Source organism: Streptomyces sp. NPDC002536, assembly GCF_053594995.1.
In genome coordinates this window covers 1-19409 of record NZ_JBSFWU010000006.1, presented here as the reverse complement: position 1 = coordinate 19409, position 19409 = coordinate 1, and the positions used below count along the sequence as shown (strand labels likewise).

The window sequence follows — 19409 nt, the reverse complement described above, 5'->3', positions numbered from 1 at the left end:
TCCCCGCGCCCCTTCGGGGCGCGGTCCACAGCCGGGGCGCGCCTTGCATATGCGAGCCATATCGCCATACCGTGCCGCACATGCGCACCTACACCATCGGCCAGGCGGCCCGGCTGCTCGGCGTCAGCCCGGACACGGTGCGGCGCTGGGCCGACGCAGGACGTATACCGACACAGCGCGACGAGTCGGGCAAACGCCTCATTCCGGGTGAGCAGTTGGCGGCCTACTCGGTCTCCCTCGCCTCCGAGGCGAACAGCGAGGACGAGGCGCCGTACACCACCGCGCGCAACGCCTTCCCCGGCATCATCACCGCCGTCAAGCTCGGCGACGTCGCCGCCCAGGTGGAGATCCAGGCCGGCCCGCACCGCCTGGTCTCCCTCCTCACCCGCGAGGCCGTGGAGGAACTGGGCCTGGCCGTCGGCATGGAGGCCGTCGCCCGCATCAAGGCCACCAACGTGCACATCGACCGCGCCTGACCGGGGGGAACACCATGAACCGCACGCTCACCCGCACCGCCCTCGCAGCAGCCCTCGTCCTCCCCCTGGCAGCCTGCAGCAGCACCGGCAGCAAAAGCACGAGCACCATCACCGTCCTCGCAGCGGCCTCCCTCACCGACGTCTTCAAGCAGGCAGGGGCCGCGTACGAGAAGGAGCACCCGGACACCGAGGTGAAGTTCTCCTTCGCCGGCTCCCAGGAGCTGGCCGCCCAGGTCCGCCAGGGCGCACCGGCCGACGCGCTGGTGACCGCCGACACCAAGACGATGGACGACCTCAAGGCGCAGACCGGAACCCCCGCGGTCATCGCGAAGAACCGCCTCACCATCGCCACGGCTCCGCACAACCCCCGGCATGTCCAAGGCCTCACGGACCTCTCGCAATCCGGCCTCAAGGTCGTCCTGGCGGCACCCGAGGTCCCCGCGGGCCGCTACAGCAAGAAGATCCTGGACCAGCAGCACCTCTCCGTGAAGCCGGTCTCCCAGGAGCCCAGCGTCCGGGCCGTGCTCAGCAAGGTCTCCCTCGGAGAGGCGGACGCCGGCATCGTGTACGTCACCGACGCGACCGCGGCCAAGGGCAAGGTGGACACCGTCACGATCCCCGACGCCCAGAACGCGGTGGCCAGCTACCCGGCGGCAACGCTCAAGAACTCCAAGAACACCAAAGCGGCAGAAGACTTCGTGAAGTGGCTGAGCTCCGCCGAGGCCCGGAAACTGCTCGCGTCCGCGGGCTTCCAGAAGCCGTGAAGAAAAGAATCCCCCTCCCTCTCGGCATACCGGCCGCACTCGCGGTGACGTTTCTCCTCCTCCCCCTGGCGGGCGTCCTCGCACACGCCCCCTGGAACTCGCTCCCCTCCCGCCTCGCCTCTCACGAAGTAACGCAGGCCCTCACCCTCTCCCTTCTCGTCTCGGGCTGGGCCCTGCTGATCGCCCTGCTCCTGGGCGTCCCGCTGGCCTGGCTGCTGGCTCGCACCGACTTCCCGGGCAAATCACTGGTGCGCTGCCTGGTCATGCTCCCGATGGTGCTACCACCAACCGTCGCCGGGGTGGCCCTGCTCCAGGCGTACGGCCGCCACGGCATCCTGGGCCCGGCGCTGGCGCATTACGGCATCACCCTGCCCTTCTCCACGGCAGGCGCGGTGATGGCCTCGGCATTCGTGGCCATGCCCTTCCTCGTCATCAGCCTCGAAGGATCTCTCGCCGGCCTGCACCCCCGTTACGAGGAAACGGCAACGTCCCTGGGAGCGGCGCCACTTCGTGTCTTCCGCACGATCACGCTCCCCATGGTCCTCCCGGGCCTGTTCGCAGGAGCGGCCCTCTCCTGGGCCCGCGCCCTGGGCGAGTTCGGCGCGACGATCACCTTCGCGGGCAACCTCCCGGGCACCACACAAACCCTGCCCCTCCAGGTCTACCTGCTCCTCCAGGACGACCCGGAGGGAGCAACGGCCGTATCCCTCCTCCTCCTTGCGATAGCCACGGCAATCCTCATCACGCTCCGCGGCAGCCGGCTCAACCCGCAGACGCCGACGAAGACCGGGCGGGGCCGGGGGGCCGGGGAGGGCCCGGCAAGGGGCGTAAAGCCGTATTTGCGGCCAAGTGCGGGGCACACAACACGCGGAACGGCAACGGCCGCAAATACAGCAGCCCCGGAGGGCCCTCCCCGGCCCCCCGGCCCCGCACCCACCCCGCACCCGCTGCGCACCACGGTGACCGGCGCCGTAGAGGCGAGCCTCCACGCATCACCCGGCACAACGATCGCAGTGGTCGGCCCCAACGGCGCAGGCAAAACAACACTCCTCCGCACCCTCCTGGGCCTGACCACCCGCGCAACGGCAACCGAACTCCGCCTCGGAACCGAAGACGCATCCCACGCACCCCCACACCACCGCCGCATCGCCTGGGTCCCCCAGGACGGCGCCCTCTTCCCCCACCTGACCGCCCTCGCCAACACCGCATACGGCCTCCGCGCCCAGGGCACCCCCCGCGCCGAGGCCCACCGCGAGGCCCGGCAATGGCTGGACCGCCTCGGCGTCGGCGCCCTGGCCCACCACCGCCCGGGCCGGCTCAGCGGCGGCCAGGCCCAGCGCGTGGCCCTGGCCCGCGCCCTGGCCGCACGCCCCCGCCTGCTCCTCCTGGACGAACCCCTCGCCGCCCTCGACCAGTCGACCCGCACCCACGTGCGCCACACCCTGCGCACCCACCTCGCAGACTTCCCGGGCGTGTGCCTCCTCGTCACCCACGACCCGGTGGAAGCCGTGTCGCTCGCGAGCCACGTCCTCGTCCTGGAGAACGGCCGCACCGTCCAGTACGCCACCCCCACCGACCTCACCCGCCGCCCCCGCTCCCCCTGGGTGGCCCGCATGCTGGGCCGCAACGCCTGGCCCGGCCGGACCACCGCCGACGGCGACGGCACCGTGCTCCTCGACGACGGCGCCCGCCTCACCACGGCGGAGCCGCCCCCCGCCGCAACGACGGGCCTCGCGGTCGTACCCCCCGAAGCGGTGTCCCTGCACACCACCCGCCCCACCGGCAGCCCCCGCAACATCTGGCAGGGCAAGGTCCGTGAGATCACCGCCCAGGGCGGCCGTCTCCGCGTCCTGGTCGAGGGCACGGACGGAGCCCCGGAGACCGTCGCCGAGATCACCCCGTCGGCCGCGGCGGACCTCGCCCTGGCCGAGGGCACCCCGGTCTGGGCGAGCATCAAGGCCACGGAAGCGGCATTCATCCCCCTGTAACCCGTACGCCCCGTAACCCGTACGCCCCGCACCACGCGCGCCCCGGCGGCACCCCGCAGACGATGGCAGTCAGCCAACGTCAGCCCCGGGAGGCACCGCCGTGCCGAGAGCAACGAGAGCCGCACAAGCCACGAGATCCACACGATCCATACGAACCGGCAGCCTGCTCTCGGCCGCCCTGCTGACGCTCACGGCGGCAGCCGCGACGGGCTGCTCGAACGGCGACGCCGCAGACCGCCGACAGACGGCCGCCACCGCGGGCGGCACCCCCCGCAACGCCCAGGACCCCAAGCTGGACTGGAAGACGTGCCCGCCCCCGAGCGCCGGCGAGGACAACGGCGGGGCGGCCAGAACCCCGGGCCGCGACTGGGAGTGCGCAACCCTGCGCGCGCCCCTGGACTACGCGCACCCCGACGGCGAGAAGATCGGCATCGCCATGATCCGGGCGAAGGCCACCGACCCCGCGCACCGCATCGGTTCGCTCGTCTTCAACTTCGGCGGCCCGGGCGGCTCGGGCGTCACGACCCTCCCCGCGTTCGCGGAGGACTACCGGAATCTGCGCACCCGTTACGACCTGGTGAGCTTCGACCCCCGCGGGGTCGGCCGCAGCACCGGCGTCCGCTGCCTGGACGACAAGGAGCTGGACGCGTACTACGCGGCGGACTCCGCACCGGCGACCAAGGCCGAACAGACGGCCCTCGTCGGCCGCGTCGAGGCCTACGCGGCCGCCTGCCGCCAGCACTCCGGAAAGGTCCTCCCGTACGTCGGGACGACGAACGCCGCCCGCGACATGGACCTGATGCGGCAGGTGCTCGGCGACGACAAACTGCACTACTTCGGCGTCTCCTACGGGACCGAACTCGGCGGCGTCTACGCCCACTTGTACCCCAAGAACGTCGGACGGGCGCTCCTCGACGCGGTGGTCGACCCGTCGAGCGACCCGGTGCAGAGCGCCCTCGCCCAGGCCCGCGGCTTCCAGCTGGCCCTCGGCAACTACATGGCGGCGTGCCCGCAGACCTCCGACAACTGCCCGACGGAACGCTCGATCACCGACCTCCTCGACCGGCTCGGCAAACAGCCGATCCCGGCAGCAGGCGGCACCGGCACCGGTTCCCCCACGGGCGGCACCGGCGGAGCCGCCGGCCGCGAGCTGACGCGCTCGCTGGCGACGAGCGGCATCGCCCAGGCCCTGTACTCCAAGGACTTCTGGGAGTACCTCACCGAGGGTGTCGAAGACGCCGAGAACGGCGACGGAAGGATCCTGCTCTCCCTCGCGGACTCCATGAACGGCCGCGGCCAGGACGGCCATTACAGTTCGCTCCAGGCCTCCCTCAACGCGGTCACCTGCGCGGACTTCGCCCAGCGCTACACGGCGGAGGACATCGAGCCGAAGGTGGCGGAGTTCCGCAAGGCGTCGTCGGTCTTCGGCGACTTCATGGCGTGGAGCCTCCTGCAGTGCACCGGCTGGCCCGTCAAGGGCGAGTGGCAGACGCCGGACGTGAGCGCGAAGGGTGCCGCACCCATGCTCGTGGTCGGCAACACCGGTGACCCGGCGACCCCTTATGAGGGAGCGCGCACGATGGCACGGGAGCTGGGCGAGGGCGTCGGAATCGAGATGACGTACCGGGGCCAGGGGCACGGGGCGTACGACAGCGGCAACCCCTGCGTCAAAGGTGCGGCAGACGCGTATCTCCTGGACGGTAAGGTCCCGGAGCCCAACAAGGTGTGTTCATAGCACCCATAGCAGATCACACCGGTAATACGAACTGCACCGGCTCGAATGTCAGTGGCCCGCACTACGATCGCCCGCACAGAAGTTCCGTACGCGGACGGCGCGTTGCGGACCGAGCACGGGGCGGGGGGATCGAAGTGTCGAACGACAGCAGTACGTTACGGACCACCGCCGGGCGCACCGGCGATCCCGGCCACAGGGCCCGGGTGTTCACCGGCGCCCTGGCCATCGCGGCCCTGCTGGCCGCCCTGATGGCGTTCTGGCAGGCGGAGTTCGGGCCGCCGGCGAGGTCCTCGTACTGCTGGGGCACCTGGCCGGAGGACGGCGGACCGTTCCGCAGCGGCGACCACGACCGCTCGGCGCAGGAGAGCGCCCCCGCCCCCGGGCGCCCGTACGGCACGTGCACGCTGAGCTGGCGCGGCGGCCGGGGCGCCGGGGCGTACCGGCAGCGGCTCGACGTGCGGTACGGGACGGGCCCACGGGAGGCGGAGGCCCGCCGCGCCTGGCTCTCGGGGCTGCTGGTGGGCGGGGACAGTGCGCTCCCGGACGGCCTGCCCGGCTTCGTGGCCGCCGGCTCCGGCACGCTGGTGCTGCCCCCGTCGTGCGACGTGGACGGCCGCCCGTCGGTGGTGACGGTGACGAGCTCGTTCCGCGATGCGAACGGATCGGACGGGTCGGACGGGTCGGACGGAACAGGCGACCGTCCCGGCTTCCCGGACGACTCCTCCCCCGCCCGCACGGGCAGCCTGCTGGTGGATGCGGCCAACAGGGCGGTGCGGGCGTCGCATTGCGCCCCGGCGCCGGTCGTGCAGCCGCAGCACGCGCCGCCCAGCTGGGTGCGGGTGTCGGCGGGCGGCCCGGCGGAGCAGTGCGCGATACCGGGGCTGACGGTGGCGGCTGCGGACTCCGTCCGGCTGACGGACACGGTGGGCAGCGTCGGGGACGACTTCCAGACGTGTGCGGTCGCCGCCGACGACCGGTGGGCGGCACGCTTCGCCATGATCGCCCGGCCGCGGGTCGTCGCCCTCTTCGACGGCCTCGCCGGGGACGGCCCGCCCGCGCCGGGGTGGCGTGCGCACGGCCGGATCGAGGCGTCCGGCGCGCTGATACAGGCGGACTGCGCGGGCCGTCCGACGGTCTTCACCATGCGGACCGGTCCCGGCCGTTCGCGCACCCGGCTCGACGACGCGCGCGCGGTGTTCCCGGACTTCGTCGACGCGGTGGGCCGGCGCATCGGGTGTGCGCCGCTGCACACGGGCCGTACCGGGCACGCGGAGTGACGGCGGGAGCGGATCGCGCCCCGCCGCGCTCCCCCGCGCGCGCCTGTACCCCGAGTCCGGCGCGGGCGATTCCTCCGTAGAGTCGGTGAAATGAGTACCGCACGGCCCCGGGCCACCGCCCTCGCCTCCGCCGCCCTCGCGCTCGCCCTGACCGCCACCGCCACCGCGTGCGGCGGGAGCAGCGGCGATGCCGGGTCCGGCGCCGACGCCAAACAGTCGTCCGCGGGCGGCGCCGCCCTGCGCTGGACGGCCTGCGACGCCCCCACGGCCGCCCAGGGCGGCGGCAGGGCGCCCGGCAAGGGGTGGGAGTGCGCAAAGCTGCCCGTACCGCTGGACTATGCGAAGCCGGACGGGGAGCGGATCGACCTCGCCCTGATCCGGGCCAGGGCGCTGGACGCCAAGCACCGCATCGGCTCACTGGTGTTCAACTTCGGCGGCCCGGGCGGCTCGGGGGTCGCGACGCTGCCGGGCCTGGCCGACAGCTACGCCAAACTCCGGCAGCGCTACGACCTGGTGAGCTTCGACCCGCGCGGGGTCGGTGAGAGCGCGGGCGTGCAGTGCCAGAGCGACAAGGAGACGGACGCGGCCAACGAGATCGACGCGACACCGGGGGACGACGCCGCGGTCCGCACGTACCTGGCGGCGAACAAGGCCTACATCGACGCGTGCGCCAAGAACTCCGGCAAGGTCCTGCCGTACGTGGACACCGTCAGCGCCGCCCGGGACATGGACCGGATCCGGGCCTCCGTGGGCGACGACAAGCTGCACTACTTCGGCATCTCCTACGGCACCGAACTCGGCGGGGTATACGCCCACTTGTACCCGCAGAACGTCGGGCGCGCGGTACTGGACGCGGTCGTCGACCCCACACAGGACCCCCTGCAGGGGAACCTCGCCCAGTCCAAGGGGTTCCAACTCGCCCTGGACGACTACGAGAAGGACTGTTCCTCCCGGTCGTCGTCCTGCCCCGGCATGGACGACATCACCGCGCTGCTCAAGCGGCTCGACACGCAGCCGCTGCCGACGGCGCAGGGGCGCAGGCTCACCCAGGACGAGGCGGTCAACGGCATCGCCGCCGCGCTCTATACCAAGGACACCTGGAAATACCTCACGGCCGGCCTGGAGGAGGCCCTGCAGAAGGGCACCGGCAACACCCTGCTGCTGCTCTTCGACTCGATCAACGGCCGCTCGCCCGACGGCCACTACTCCAACCTCCAGCCGGCCAACCGGGCCGTGTCCTGCGTGGACGAGGAGCAGCGCTACACGGTCGACGACGTGAAGGCGCACCTGGCCGAATTCCGGTCCGCCTCACCGGTGTTCGGGGAGTCGGCGGCATGGTCGCTGATCTCGTGCACCGGGTGGCCGGTGAAGGGGAAGGCGAAGACGCCGGAGGTCGGCGCGAAGGGCGCGGCGCCGATCGTGGTGGTCGGCAACACCGGGGACCCGGCGACCCCGTACGCCGGTGCGGGGCGGATGGCCTCGGCACTCGGCTCCGGGGTGGGCATCGAGGTGACGTACCGGGGCGAGGGTCACGGGGCGTACAACACGGGGGATCCGTGCATGACGCGGCTCGTTGACGCCTATTTGCTGGAGGGCGCGGTGCCGAAGGAGGGGGTGACGTGCGGGTAGCTTGTGGTTGCTCGCGCAGTTCCCCGCGCCCCTGACGGGGCGCGGGGCCCCGCTCAGTACACCGGCTTCTCGGGCTCGATCTGGTTGACCCAGCCGATGACGCCGCCGCCCACATGAACCGCGTCGGCGAACCCGGCGGACTTCAGGACCGCCAGAACCTCCGCGGAGCGGACACCCGTCTTGCAATGCAGAACAATCCGCTTGTCCTGCGGCAGGTCCTGGAGGGCGGTGCCCATCAGGAACTCGTTCTTCGGGACGAGGCGCGCGCCGGGGATGGAGACGATCTCGTACTCGTTCGGCTCGCGGACATCGATGATGTCGATGTTCTCGCCGTCGTCGATCCACTCCTTGAGCTGCTTCGGCGTGATCGTCGAACCCGCCGCGGCCTCCTGGGCCTCCTCGGAGACGACGCCGCAGAACGCCTCGTAGTCGATCAGTTCCCTGACGGTCGCGTTGGGGCCGCAGACCGCGCAGTCGGGGTCCTTGCGGACCTTGACCTGCCGGTAGGTCATCTCCAGTGCGTCGTAGATCATCAGACGGCCGACCAGCGGATCGCCGATCCCGGCGAGCAGCTTGATGGCCTCGTTGACCTGGATCGAGCCGATCGAGGCGCACAGCACGCCGAGCACGCCGCCCTCGGCGCAGGAGGGCACCATGCCGGGCGGCGGGGGCTCGGGGTACAGGCAGCGGTAGCAGGGGCCGTGCTCGGACCAGAACACCGAGGCCTGGCCGTCGAAGCGGTAGATCGAACCCCACACGTACGGCTTGCCCAGCAGCACGCACGCGTCGTTGACCAGGTAGCGGGTGGCGAAGTTGTCCGTGCCGTCCACGATCAGGTCGTACTGGGAGAAGATGTCCATGACGTTGTCCGCCTCCAGGCGGCCTTCATGGAGCACCACGTTCACATACGGGTTGATGCCCAGCACGCTCTCGCGCGCGGAGACGGCCTTGGGGCGGCCGATGTCGGACTGGGAGTGGATGATCTGGCGCTGCAGGTTCGACTCGTCGACCTCGTCGAACTCCACGATGCCCAGGGTGCCCACGCCCGCCGCCGCCAGGTACATCAGCGCGGGCGAGCCGAGACCGCCCGCTCCCACGCACAGCACCTTGGCATTCTTCAAGCGCTTCTGCCCCGCCATCCCCACATCCGGGATGATCAGGTGACGCGAATACCTGCGAACCTCGTCAACGCTGAGCTCGGCAGCCGGCTCAACCAAAGGTGGCAGCGACACGGGAACTCCGTAGGTCGGTCGGACATGCGGCTACGTCCCCGCGGAACGCGGGGCGTACGTTCCCGTAACACTGCCACGCCCGGTCTCATTCCGAGACACCAGGTCCGATGCGCGAGACGAACTCGTCCCAGTAGCCGGGCAGGGACTCCCAGGGGTCCACGCGCACGAAGGTGAGCGGGGCCGCCCGCCCCGCGCGGCCCGCCCGGTGGGCCCGGCCCGTCCGGCTCGCGTGGCTCGTGCGGTCCGTGAAGAAGACCGTGCCCGCGCCCTGCCAGCGGGCTATCCGCATCGCCTCGTCCAGGTGCGACCGGGGCACCCCGTACACGAGGTGGCAGAAGCGCTCGGGCGGATGGTCGGCGGTCCACTCGGCGACCTGCGACCAGCGGTAGGCGGACCAGGAGCCCGCGAAGGTCACCAACTGGTCGGCGAGGGAGACGTATCCGGGACAGGGGTGGGTGCCCTGGAGCAGGACGAGGTGGGTGCCGTCGCGCAGCGTGCGCAGGGCGCCGGCGGCGCGGCGGGTCTCCTTCAGGCCCGCCGCGTCGGCCGGGCAGCGGCCCAGCGCGAATCCGTCGACCTTGTACCAGTTGAGGAAGCGCTGTGCGTCCGACAGGAGTTCACCGAGGGGACGCGTGCCGGAGGCCAGGTCCAGGTGGCCGAGGAGCCGCACGCCCGCCTCCCGCAGCGGGGCGGCGGCCGCGCGCCAGCACGGGTCCGGGCGACTGCCGGGGCCGCCGCCCGCGCCCCCGAGCACCACCCAGTCCAGCGGCAGGCCGGCGCGCTGCAGGCCGCCCCACTCGGCGGGCGCGACCAGCGGGTGCGCGAAGCCGGGGACGCCCAGCCGCAGCGGGGCCTTGCCGGTGGCCAGGAAACGGCGGTGCCCGGAGGTCAGATGCGACACGCGGCCTCCATCCAGATGTCGGCCAGCGACTCCTCCAGGCCGATCCGGGGGCGCCAGCCCAGCCGGTCGCGGGCGGTGCGCACGTCGGCCTGCTGCCAGGCGCCGCAGCCGTCCGGGTAGGGGTAGGCGGGCGGGCTGCCCAGGTGCGGGTCGTCCAGTTCGTGCAGGGCGCCGCCGAAGCCCGCCACCCGGGCCAGCAGGGTGGCCGCGTCCCGCAGCCGCACCGCGCGGCCGGTACCGATGTTGACGGCGCCCTGGGCGGCGGACAGGGACGCGGCGTGCACGGCGCGGGCGATGTCGCGCACGTCGACGAAGTCCCGCTGCACGCCCAGGCCGGTGAGCTTGAGCTCGTTGTCCCCGTTCTGCATGGCGCGCCGCATGGCCTCCGCGAGCCGGCCCAGCGGGGAGCCGGCCGGGGTGCCGGGGCCGACGGGCGAGAAGACCCGGAGCACGATGGCGTCCAGGCCGGAGCCCAGCACCAGTTCGGTGGCGGCGAGCTTGCTGACGCCGTACGGGCCGCCCGGGCGCGGGACGGCGTCCTCCGCGGTGGAGGAGCCGGGCTGGGAGGGCCCGTACTCGGAGGAGCAGCCCAGCTGGACCAGGCGGGCGCCGCACCCGCTGCGGCGCAGCGACTCGCAGACGGTGGCGACGGCGACGGTGTTGTGGCGGGCCAGTTCGCGGGCGCCGCCGCGGGTGGCACCGGCGCAGTTGATGACGACGCCGGGATGCACGGCGTTGAGGAAGCGGGTGAGCGCTCCGGGGCTGCCGCTGGCCAGGTCGAAACGGACGTCCGCGTCGTCGCCGCGGCCGAGTGCGGTGAGCTGGACGGCGGGGTCGGCGAGCAACCGGTCGGCCACGAAACGGCCGAGGTAGCCGTTGGCACCGAGCAACAGGACCCTCATCGGTGTTGCCCTCGCTCTCGCACGCTGCGGTGGGGGTGGACGGTCATGTTCCTTGCTCCTCTGAGTGGACGGAGGCCCGGGACAGGGCGGGGACGGCGTGGACCAGCAGGGCGAGGGCCGGCAGGACGCACGCGACGAGCGGTATGGCGACGGGCGTGCAGGCGCCGGCCGCCCAGCGCACCGGCCATCCGAGGGCGTCACAGCCCGGCAGGCGCGCGGCGAGGAGTGCGCACAGCGGTACGGCCTGGGCCGCACCGGCTGCGAGGGTGGCGTGGAGGGCCGCCCGGGTCTGCCCGTACGAGGCGAGCAGGCGGGCGAGGAAGAGCAGCCCGCCGAGGGCCGCGACGAGGGTGTAGGCGGGGACGGGCGCGGGGCCGGCCGGCCCTGCGGTCCCGTCGGGCAGGGCCGAGCGGGCCGACCACAGGAAGAGCAGCAGCGTGCCGAGGTGGAGCACGACGGCCGTCAGCAGTGCCGGCCGTACGCGGGCGCCGAACTCCTTCAGGCTGCGGCTGGTCCGTACGGCCCGGCGGGCCCGGCCGGCGAACCAGTGGGCGCAGCAGGCCGCGGGCACGACGGCGCACGCGAGGGCGAGCCCGGCGGGTGCGGCGGCGGCGAGCAGGGCGTGCACGCCGGTGCCGCGTCCGCCGTGCAGCAGCACGGTGAGCGTGCGGTCGCCGGCGAGCCCGGAGGCGAGCAGCCACAGCGAGGCCAGGGTGCCGCCTGCGCCCCGGCCGCGGCGCAGGGCCGCGCACCGGCCGCGCGGGTGTTCCCGTGCGGCCGGTGGTTCCGCGTCCGGGTCGTCCGGGCCCGGCTGTTCGCCGTGTTCCACGCGCGCGTGGAGCTCCTCGGCCAGGGAGAAGACGTCGCGGTGCCGGTACTCGGCGGCCTCGCGGTCGCCGATGCCGCGCACCTCCAGGCCCGCGGCGATCTCCCAGGGGTCGACGGCACCGGCGCACAGGACGCGGTGCCGCTGGAGGAGCGTCTTCACCGGGTCGGCCGGTGCGTCGGCTATGCCGACGGGGGTGGGAGCGCTCCCGTCGCGGAGCGAAGTGGTCATGAGCGGCCCGCCCAGGTGGGCGAGGCGGAGCGGGGGGAGCGGGTGAGCGGCGTCCGGTCGCCGGCGGCGTGGGCGAAGGGGACGGACGGGTCGGGGGCGGGGTGCTGGACCGGGGTGCGGGAGAGGGCTTCGAGGTAGAGGGCGCCGAAGGCGGCGACGTTCTGTTCGTCGGTGAAGAGTTCCAGCGCCCGGGCGCGGGCGGCGGCGCCCAGCCGGGCCCGGCGCGCGGGGTCGTGCAGCAGGGCGAGGCAGGCCTCGGCGAGGGCGCCGGGGTCGCGCGGGGGGACGACCAGGCCGGTGCCGCCGATGACTTCGCGGACGGCGCCGGTGTCCGGGGAGACGGTGGCGCGGCCGCAGAACATGGCCTCCGCGAGGGCGGCGGGGAAGCCGTCGGCCGTGCCGGCCAGGAGCACCACGGCGGCCGTCGCGAAGACGTCGGGGCCGCCGTTCCTGCCGTGGGTGACGCCCTCGGCGGCCGGTGCGTCCTCCGCCGGGTCGCCGACGACGTGCAGCCGCACGCCCGGTTCGGCCTCGCGCAGGGCGGCGAGGGCGTCCCACAGGCGGGGTTCGGGCGGGCCGCCGACCCAGACCAGGTCGGGGGCGTCGCCGCCGGGGTCCGGGGCGCCCTCGCCGACCTCCTCGTAGAGGCTCGCGTCCATGCCGGGGTAGACGGTGCGCAGCCGGGCCCGGTCGGCGCCGCAGCGCTCCTGCCAGCGGCGGGCCTGTCCGTCGCCGGAGGTGACGAGCGCGGCCCGGTCGTAGACGTGGGCGGCGAGCAGCCGGTGGAAGGAGGCCAGCAGGGTGCGGACGGACGAAGAGGATCCGGCGGGTCCGGCGGGGCCGTCGAGGTAGTACTCGCGGAGGCCGACCTCGTACTCGGTGACGAGCAGGGGGGTGCCGAAGAAGCGTTTGGCCAGCAGGCCCGGGAGGGCGGCGGGCCCGGCGGAGGTGGCGTGGCAGAGGTCGACGCCGGACAGGCCGCGGTCGCCGTCGGCGGTGCCGTACCAGTCGAGGGAGAGCGGTCTGAGGGCGCGCTCCAGGAGGCCGGAGACGGCGAGCAGGTCGGTGACGCGGGCCCCGTAGGCGGCGGGTTGTGCGCCGGGCGCGCGGCAGGCGTTCTCCAGGGCTCGCAGGGCCTGTTCGGAGCGGAGGGCGGCGGCGAGCCCGCCCTCGTCGCGGGCGAGGTCGGCGAGGCCGCCCAGGCCGTCGGCGAAACGGTACGCCTGGTCGCCCGGCAGGGTGATCGCCGCCGCCAGGTCGCCGAAGTGGGTGCCGAAGCGCCGCCGTTGTTCGCGGCCGTACGCGCCGTAGGCGCGCCCGGCGCACCCCGGCGCGGGGCCGCCCCACAGGGGTGCCGCTCTGACCCGCCGGACGTTGCCCGGCAGCGCGTGCCAACCGCTGTCCTCCTGGCGGGCGCTGCGGCTCAGTGCGTAGAGCTCGAAGTCGTGCTGGCCGAGTCCCCGGACCAGCCGGTCGCACCACTCCCCGCCGTCGCCCCCGGCATACGGATACCCGCCCTCGGAAAGCAGTCCCACACGCACGTGCGCACCCCCGCCTCTCCTTCGTGGCCCTGTCGGAAGCCACCGCCGAACGGCAGCGGGAGCACGCTATGCGGGCTGCACGGTGGCGCGATGGACGGTTGTCCGTCGCGCCACCGGAAGGGGTGAACGGGAGTGACTTTCGGGCAGACGGGACGTTGCGGCGCGCTATGCGGGAGCGCCCTGCAGAGCCGTCCCGTCCTCGGTGCCGAGCCGGGGAACGGCGGCCAGCAGACTCCGGGTGTAGGCGTGCCGGGGGTGCTCGTAGACGGCGTCGGCCGGGCCCTCCTCGACGATCCGGCCGCCCTGCATCACGACCAGCCGGTCGCTGACCTGACGGACCACGGCGAGGTCGTGCGCGATGAAGACCAGTGCCAGTCCGAGGTCGCGCTGCAACTCGCCCAGCAGGCGCACGACCTGAGCCTGTGTCGTCACGTCGAGCGCGGAGACGGGCTCGTCGCAGACGATCAGCTTCGGCTCGGGGGCGAGGGCCCGGGCGATGCCGACGCGCTGCCGCTGTCCGCCGCTGAACTCGTGCGGGTAGCGGTGGTAGGCGTCCGGGTCGAGTCCGACGCGTTCGAGGAGTTCGCGGACGCGCGCCACGATCGCCGCGTCGTCCAGCTTCCCGGCGGCGCGGAGCGGGTCGGCGATGGACTCGCCGATGCTGCGGCGGGGGTTGAGCGAGGAGACCGGGTCCTGGAAGACCATCTGCAGTTCGCTGCGGAAGGGGCGCAGTTCGCGCTCCTTGAGGCCGCCGATGGTGCGGCCCCGGTAGCGCAGTTCGCCGCCGGTGGGCTCCAGGAGGCGCACCAGCATCCGCCCGAGCGTGGTCTTGCCGCTGCCGGACTCGCCGACGACGCCGACCGTCTCGCCGGCCCGCACGGTCAGCGTGATGTCGTCGACGGCGGTCACGGTGTGCCGGCCGCGCCCGAACTCCCGGCGCAGGCCGGTGGCTTCGAGGAGGACGGGGTCGTCGGTGGCCGGAACCGGTTCCGCCGATCGGCGGACGTTTATCCGCGGGACGGCCGCCAACAGGGCGCGCGTATAAGGCTCGCGCGGTGTCTCCAGCACGTCGCGCACCGGTCCGTGCTCGACGGCCCGCCCGTCCTTCATCACGAGCAGGTCGTCGACGCTGCCGGCGGCCACGCCCAGGTCGTGGGTGACCAGGATCAGGCCCATGCCGGTCTCGGCCCGCAACTCGCCCAGCAGGCCCAGGATCTGGGCCTGGACGGTGACGTCCAGGGCGGTGGTGGGCTCGTCGGCGACGAGCAGCCGGGGCTCGCAGGCGAGGGCCATGGCGATGAGGGCGCGCTGGCGCATGCCGCCGCTGAACTCGTGCGGGCGGGAGCGGGCGCGGCGGGCCGCGTCCGGGATGCCGACGCGGTCGAGCACCTCGGCGGCGCGCTCGCGGGCGGCGCGGCGCGAGGCCCCGGGCCGGTGGACCCGGTACACCTCGGCGATCTGGTCGCCGACGGCCTGGTAGGGGTCGAGCGAGGACAGCGGGTCCTGGAAGACCATGGCCGCGACGCCGCCGCGGATGCTGCGCAGCCCGGCCTCGTCCGCGGCCTGCACGTCGTGGCCCGCGACCTGCACGGACCCGGTGACCTGCGCCCCGGTGCCGCGGTGCAGGCCCAGCAGGGCGTAGGCGGCGGTGCTCTTGCCGGAGCCGGACTCGCCGACGATGCCGAGCGCGCCGCCGGGCGCGAGCGCGAAGGAGAGCCCGTCCACGGCCCGGACGGGGGTGCCCCCGGCGGGGAAGGTGACGGAGAGGTCCGTCACGGAGACCAGCGGCGTCATCGCAGGGCCACCCTTCGGTCGGCGACGGCGTAGAGCACGTCGGCCACGATGTTGGCGAGCACCACGGCGGTGCCGGTGACCATCACCACGGCGACGACGACGGGGATGTCGATGGTCTGCGTGGAGTGGACGAGGAGCTGTCCGAGCCCGGGGAGGCCGAAGAGCGACTCGGTGAGCACCGCGTTGCCGAACATCGAGCCGAGGTCGACGGCGGTCAGCGCGATGACGGGCGGCAGGGCGCCGCGCAGGGCGTGCCGTCCGACGACCGCCCGCTCGGTCAGTCCGTAGGCGCGGAAGGTGCGGACGTGGTCCTCTGCGAGGGTCTCCAGCATCGAACTGCGCGTGAGCCGGGCGTATTTGGCGGACTCCAGCAGGGCGAGCGCGGACCAGGGCAGTACCAGGTTCCAGGCCCACTGCTCCGGGTCGTCGCCGAACGGGACGTAGGTGGGGAACGGCAGCCACTCGAGATAGACGCAGAACAGCATCAGCAGCCCGAGTCCCGTGATGAACACGGGCGTTGCCGTGCCCGCGAGCGTCAGCCAGGTCAGCACGCGCTCGGTCGCCCCACCGCGGCGCAGCGCGGAGAGCAGGCCGGTGCCGATACCGAGCAGCAGCCACAGCACCATCGCGCCGAGGGCGAGGGAGGCGGTGACGGGCAGCCGTTCGGCGAGCAGGTCGGTCACCAGCTGGTTGCTCTGGTACGACTGCCCGAAGCAGGGCGCCGTGCAGTGCAGCACGCCGGTGCCGGTGGAGTAGTCGTGCCCGGCGACGAGCCCCTGCAGGAAGTGCCAGTACTGGAGGTAGAAGGGGTCGTCGAGGCTCAGCTGCTCACGGACCTGGCGGAGCTGCTCGGGGTTGCAGCGGGGTCCGCAGGCCAGGCGCGCGGGGTCGCCGGGGGCGATGTAGAACGTCGCGTAGACGACGAGGGAGAGCACGAGGACGACGGCGAGCGCGCCGAGCGCGCGGCGCAGGAAGTAGCCGACGAGGCCGTTCACGCGGCGCCTCCTTCAAGGGACTTGCTTCTGTTCTTCCGGCCCTTCCTGCCGACGCGCAGCCGCGAGGCCTCGCGCGGGTCCAGTGCGGCCCGTACGCCGTCGCCGAGCACGGTGAAGGCGAGCACGGTGACGAACAGCAGCAGCGAGGGCAGCAGGACGTACATCGGGTCGGCGCGGAACCACATGGTGGCGCTGGACAGCATCTGTCCCCAGGAGGGTGTGGGGGGCTTGATGCCGACGCCCAGGAAGGACAGGCCCGCTTCGATGACGACGTTGGCGGGCAGCAGGATGGCCGCGTAGGTGATGACGGGTGCGGCGAGTGCGGGCAGCAGTTCGCGCCGGGCGACGCGCCAGGGCGAACCGCCGGTCAGCCGCGCTGCGGCGACGTAGTCAAGTTTTTTCAGTCCGAGCGTCTGGGCGCGCACGAGCCGTGCGGTGGAGCCCCAGTTGAGCAGTCCGATGACGACGATCAGCAGGACCGGCCGCGGGAAGTCGGACGGCACGACGGCGAACAGGGCGATGGTGAACACCAGGGAGGGCATGGCGACCATCACGTCGGTGAGGTGGCTGAGGACGCTGTCGAGCAGCCGGTTGCCGAGGGCGGCGGCCAGGCCGACGGCGACGCCGATCAGCACCTGGACGACCGTGGCACCGAGGGCGACGAACAGCGAGACGCGGGCGCCGTAGAGGATCCGGGCGAACAGGTCGCGTCCGGTGCCCGGTTCGACGCCCAGCCAGTGCTCGGCACCGGCGCCGCCGAAGGAGCCGAGCGGCACGCCGCCGCGGGCGGAGTCGACGAGGGTGTCGTGGTAGGTGACGGGGTCCTGGCCCTCCAGCGCGGCCAGCAGCGGTGCGCCGAGGGCGAGGAGGACGAGCAGGCCCAGCACGGCGGCGGCCGCGAGCGCGCTCTTGCGCGCGCGCAGCCGCCGCCACACCTGCCGGGCGCCGGAGACGGGGGCGGCCGCCTCCGGCTGCGGGGTGGCGAGGGTGTCCGTCACTTGACCGCGACCTGCGAGACGTCGAGGACACCGGTCCAGTCGCTGATGACGACGTTCTTGACGTCCTTGCCGTACAGCCGCTTGTAGACGGGGTGGAACAGCGGGACGGTCAGGGCCTGTTCGCCGATGGTGCGGTCGAGGGCGCCCCAGCGCTGTGCGGCGGCTTCATGGTCGGTGATCTTGTTGATCGCGTCGATCTCGTCGTTGACCTTGGCGTCGTCCAGGCGCGCGGTGTTGAAGTTGGCGCCGTCCTTCACGATCTGCCGCCCGTCGAAGATGGGCGCGAGGAACGGTCCGCCGGACGGCCAGTCGGCACCCCAGTGGGCGAGGAAGAGGCCGGGCTGGTCCTTGAAGCTGTGGACCTTCTGGTCGTAGTCGTTGAACTCGAGGCCCTCGAGCTTGACCGTGATGCCCGCGTCCTTGAGCGCGGCCTGCAGGGCCGTGGCGATCTCGGGGCTGGTCTCGAAGTCCTGGGCGGTGGAATGGGTGAGCGTGATCTCCAGGCCGTTGTCGTAACCGGCCTCCTTCAGCAGCTCCTTGGCCTTGGCCGCGTTGCCCTTGTCGCCTGCCGGGAAGTGGTCGTAGGGCGTGTAGCCGAAGGACTTCTGGTTCGGCAGGAAGGTGGTCGCGGGCTCGGCGAGCGCGGAGCCGCCGGCGGCGTTGACGACGCTGGTGCGGTTGACGGCGTAGGCGACGGCCTGGCGCACCTTCGGGTTGTCGAAGGGCTTCACTTCCGGGTTGAACGCCAGGTAGTTCGTGTAGCCGAAGTGGCCGGTGCCGACCCGGTCGGCGAGCTTCTTGTCGTTGCCGACCTGGGCGAGTTCGGCGGGGCCGAGGTTGGTGTCGGTGGTCACCGCGGCGGCGTCGGGGCCGGCGCCGGTCGAGAGCCGCTGGTTGATGACGGCGGAGGAGAGGCCGGACTTCACCTCGATCCGGTCGGGGTAGGCGTGGCGCTCCTTGTCGGAGTCCTCCGACCAGTGGGGGTTGCGCTCCAGCTGCAGCTGCTCGCCGTCGTTGGTGTTCTTGACGACCTTGTACGGGCCCGAGGAGACGGGGTGTTCGGCGTACTTGGCGCCGGTGTCCTTGTCCTTGGGGACGGGCGCGAACTGGGTGGAGGTGGCGAAGTAGGGGAAGTCGCCCTCGGACTTGCGCAGGTGGAAGACGATGGTCTTCGCGTCCGGCGTCTCGATGGAGTCCAGGCCCTTCTTCTCCTTGTACGGGCCCTGGTAGTCCTCGCCGCCGACGAGCCAGTCGCGCAAGTAGGGGGCGCCGCCGGAGAGTTCGGGGGCGAAGGAGCGCTCGACGCCGTACTTGATGTCGGCGCTGGTGATCGGGGTGCCGTCCTCGTAGGCGAGCCCGTCCTTGAGCCGGTACGTCCAGACCTTGGCGTCGTCGCTCGGCGTGCCGGTGTCGGTGGCGAGGTCGGGGACGACCTTGGTGCCCTCGGTGCCGTTGGCGCGGTGGCGGGTGGTGAGGGTGCGGAAGACGAGGGAGGGGATGTTGCCGCCGCCGGAGGTGTAGAGGCGGGCGGGGTCGAACTTGTTCTGCGGCTGTCTGTTGAGGACGGTGAGGGTGCCGCCCTTCTTCGGGGCCGCACCGGCATCGTTCTCGGCGCCGCCGCCGTCCTTCGGGCCGCAGGCCGCCGCGCCTCCGATCAGGACCACGCTGACGGCGGCCGCGGCCACGCGGCGGGATATGACGGATATATGAGGCATGACGAAGGAAGCCTTTCGCGGGTGGGCGAGGAAGGGCGAATGCAGGGAACACCCACGGAAGGCGGTTGGGAAGAAGGAGCGCACGGGAGCGCACGGACCGCCCCCGGGGAAAGGGGGAAGGCGGTCTCAGCGACAGAGGATGTCGGCGACTGCGTGCGCGGCCACGCCGATGAGAGCCAGCTCATAGCCGGCGTTCTCGGAGGCGTGGTGGTGCGGCATGGGAAGAAGACTGGTTGAAATCCGGCCAACCTGCAAAGCCGTCTCACCACGAGAGACGGCAGATCTCACTTTGCGGTCACGGGTAGCGCCCCGTAAGGGGCGCGGGGAACTGCGCGACCAGCCACGACGGCCCTGCAGCCGACGCACCACCCCGGGGGTCCGGGGCGAAGCCCCGAGAACCTCGGC

At 72.8% G+C, this 19409-nt stretch carries 16 protein-coding genes; 6 read left to right on the top strand and 10 right to left on the bottom strand.

Going from position 1 to position 19409, the window contains the following annotated elements:
• Positions 1-80: 80 nt before the first annotated feature.
• The 6 genes from ACWD4B_RS03825 to ACWD4B_RS03800 all read left to right on the top strand — a co-directional run bounded on the left by ACWD4B_RS03825 (position 81) and on the right by ACWD4B_RS03800 (position 7869).
• The gene (locus ACWD4B_RS03825) at positions 81-476 is read left to right on the top strand and encodes a TOBE domain-containing protein (RefSeq protein WP_451419251.1); all 396 of its coding nucleotides are present in this window, start codon (positions 81-83) and stop codon (positions 474-476) included.
• A gap of 14 nt (positions 477-490) precedes the next feature.
• Complete coding sequence (modA, locus tag ACWD4B_RS03820; protein ID WP_336414168.1) at positions 491-1240, top strand: molybdate ABC transporter substrate-binding protein; 750 nt, start codon at positions 491-493, stop codon at positions 1238-1240.
• The gene (locus ACWD4B_RS03815; RefSeq protein ID WP_451419250.1) at positions 1237-3228 is read left to right on the top strand and encodes an ABC transporter permease; all 1992 of its coding nucleotides are present in this window, start codon (positions 1237-1239) and stop codon (positions 3226-3228) included. The genes modA and ACWD4B_RS03815 overlap by 4 nt, the downstream gene beginning before the upstream one ends.
• Before the next feature lie 148 nt (positions 3229-3376).
• The gene (locus ACWD4B_RS03810; protein ID WP_451419326.1) at positions 3377-4963 is read left to right on the top strand and encodes an alpha/beta hydrolase; all 1587 of its coding nucleotides are present in this window, start codon (positions 3377-3379) and stop codon (positions 4961-4963) included.
• A 134-nt stretch (positions 4964-5097) separates the two neighbouring features.
• Positions 5098-6240, top strand: a complete 1143-nt coding sequence (locus ACWD4B_RS03805) for a hypothetical protein (protein WP_451419249.1) — start codon at positions 5098-5100, stop codon at positions 6238-6240.
• 90 nt (positions 6241-6330) lie between these two features.
• The gene (locus tag ACWD4B_RS03800; protein WP_451419248.1) at positions 6331-7869 is read left to right on the top strand and encodes an alpha/beta hydrolase; all 1539 of its coding nucleotides are present in this window, start codon (positions 6331-6333) and stop codon (positions 7867-7869) included.
• Positions 7870-7922: 53 nt separating this feature from the next.
• Here ACWD4B_RS03800 and moeZ read toward each other — a convergent pair whose 3' ends face one another.
• The 10 genes from moeZ to ACWD4B_RS03750 form a co-directional block, all read right to left on the bottom strand.
• Positions 7923-9101 carry an adenylyltransferase/sulfurtransferase MoeZ gene (gene moeZ, locus ACWD4B_RS03795; protein ID WP_390776401.1) on the bottom strand — a complete coding sequence of 393 codons (1179 nt, stop codon included), beginning with the start codon at positions 9099-9101 and terminating at the stop codon, positions 7923-7925.
• A gap of 85 nt (positions 9102-9186) precedes the next feature.
• Positions 9187-10002, bottom strand: a complete 816-nt coding sequence (locus ACWD4B_RS03790; protein WP_451419247.1) for a spherulation-specific family 4 protein — start codon at positions 10000-10002, stop codon at positions 9187-9189.
• A complete protein-coding gene (locus ACWD4B_RS03785) occupies positions 9990-10904 on the bottom strand; it encodes an NAD-dependent epimerase/dehydratase family protein (protein ID WP_336414173.1) in 915 nt (304 codons plus the stop codon). Before ACWD4B_RS03785 ends, ACWD4B_RS03790 begins: the two co-directional genes overlap by 13 nt.
• Before the next feature lie 43 nt (positions 10905-10947).
• Positions 10948-11961, bottom strand: coding sequence for a hypothetical protein (locus tag ACWD4B_RS03780; protein ID WP_451419246.1), 1014 nt, complete (start codon positions 11959-11961; stop codon positions 10948-10950).
• A complete protein-coding gene (locus tag ACWD4B_RS03775) occupies positions 11958-13502 on the bottom strand; it encodes a DUF3492 domain-containing protein (RefSeq protein ID WP_451419245.1) in 1545 nt (514 codons plus the stop codon). Before ACWD4B_RS03775 ends, ACWD4B_RS03780 begins: the two co-directional genes overlap by 4 nt.
• 165 nt (positions 13503-13667) lie before the next feature.
• Positions 13668-15296, bottom strand: coding sequence for an ABC transporter ATP-binding protein (locus ACWD4B_RS03770; RefSeq protein ID WP_451419244.1), 1629 nt, complete (start codon positions 15294-15296; stop codon positions 13668-13670).
• Positions 15293-16291 carry an ABC transporter permease gene (locus tag ACWD4B_RS03765; protein WP_451419243.1) on the bottom strand — a complete coding sequence of 333 codons (999 nt, stop codon included), beginning with the start codon at positions 16289-16291 and terminating at the stop codon, positions 15293-15295. The genes ACWD4B_RS03770 and ACWD4B_RS03765 overlap by 4 nt, the downstream gene beginning before the upstream one ends.
• Positions 16288-17289, bottom strand: coding sequence for an ABC transporter permease (locus tag ACWD4B_RS03760; RefSeq protein WP_451419242.1), 1002 nt, complete (start codon positions 17287-17289; stop codon positions 16288-16290). Before ACWD4B_RS03760 ends, ACWD4B_RS03765 begins: the two co-directional genes overlap by 4 nt.
• Complete coding sequence (locus ACWD4B_RS03755; RefSeq protein ID WP_451419241.1) at positions 17286-19004, bottom strand: ABC transporter substrate-binding protein; 1719 nt, start codon at positions 19002-19004, stop codon at positions 17286-17288. The genes ACWD4B_RS03760 and ACWD4B_RS03755 overlap by 4 nt, the downstream gene beginning before the upstream one ends.
• Before the next feature lie 126 nt (positions 19005-19130).
• Entirely contained in the window at positions 19131-19223 is a 93-nt protein-coding gene (locus tag ACWD4B_RS03750; RefSeq protein ID WP_451419240.1) for an Ms4533A family Cys-rich leader peptide, read from the bottom strand.
• Positions 19224-19409 lie beyond the last annotated feature (186 nt).

Bases quoted from the DNA above. Each gene is read 5' to 3' on its own strand.
- ACWD4B_RS03785 (WP_336414173.1), bottom strand. From the start codon at position 10,904: ATGAGGGTCCTGTTGCTCGGTGCCAACGGCTACCTCGGCCGTTTCGTG.
- ACWD4B_RS03770 (WP_451419244.1), bottom strand. From the start codon at position 15,296: ATGACGCCGCTGGTCTCCGTGACGGACCTCTCCGTCACCTTCCCCGCC.
- ACWD4B_RS03800 (WP_451419248.1), top strand. From the start codon at position 6,331: ATGAGTACCGCACGGCCCCGGGCCACCGCCCTCGCCTCCGCCGCCCTC.
- ACWD4B_RS03780 (WP_451419246.1), bottom strand. From the start codon at position 11,961: ATGACCACTTCGCTCCGCGACGGGAGCGCTCCCACCCCCGTCGGCATA.
- modA (WP_336414168.1), top strand. From the start codon at position 491: ATGAACCGCACGCTCACCCGCACCGCCCTCGCAGCAGCCCTCGTCCTC.
- ACWD4B_RS03750 (WP_451419240.1), bottom strand. From the start codon at position 19,223: ATGCCGCACCACCACGCCTCCGAGAACGCCGGCTATGAGCTGGCTCTC.
- ACWD4B_RS03755 (WP_451419241.1), bottom strand. From the start codon at position 19,004: ATGCCTCATATATCCGTCATATCCCGCCGCGTGGCCGCGGCCGCCGTC.
- ACWD4B_RS03825 (WP_451419251.1), top strand. From the start codon at position 81: ATGCGCACCTACACCATCGGCCAGGCGGCCCGGCTGCTCGGCGTCAGC.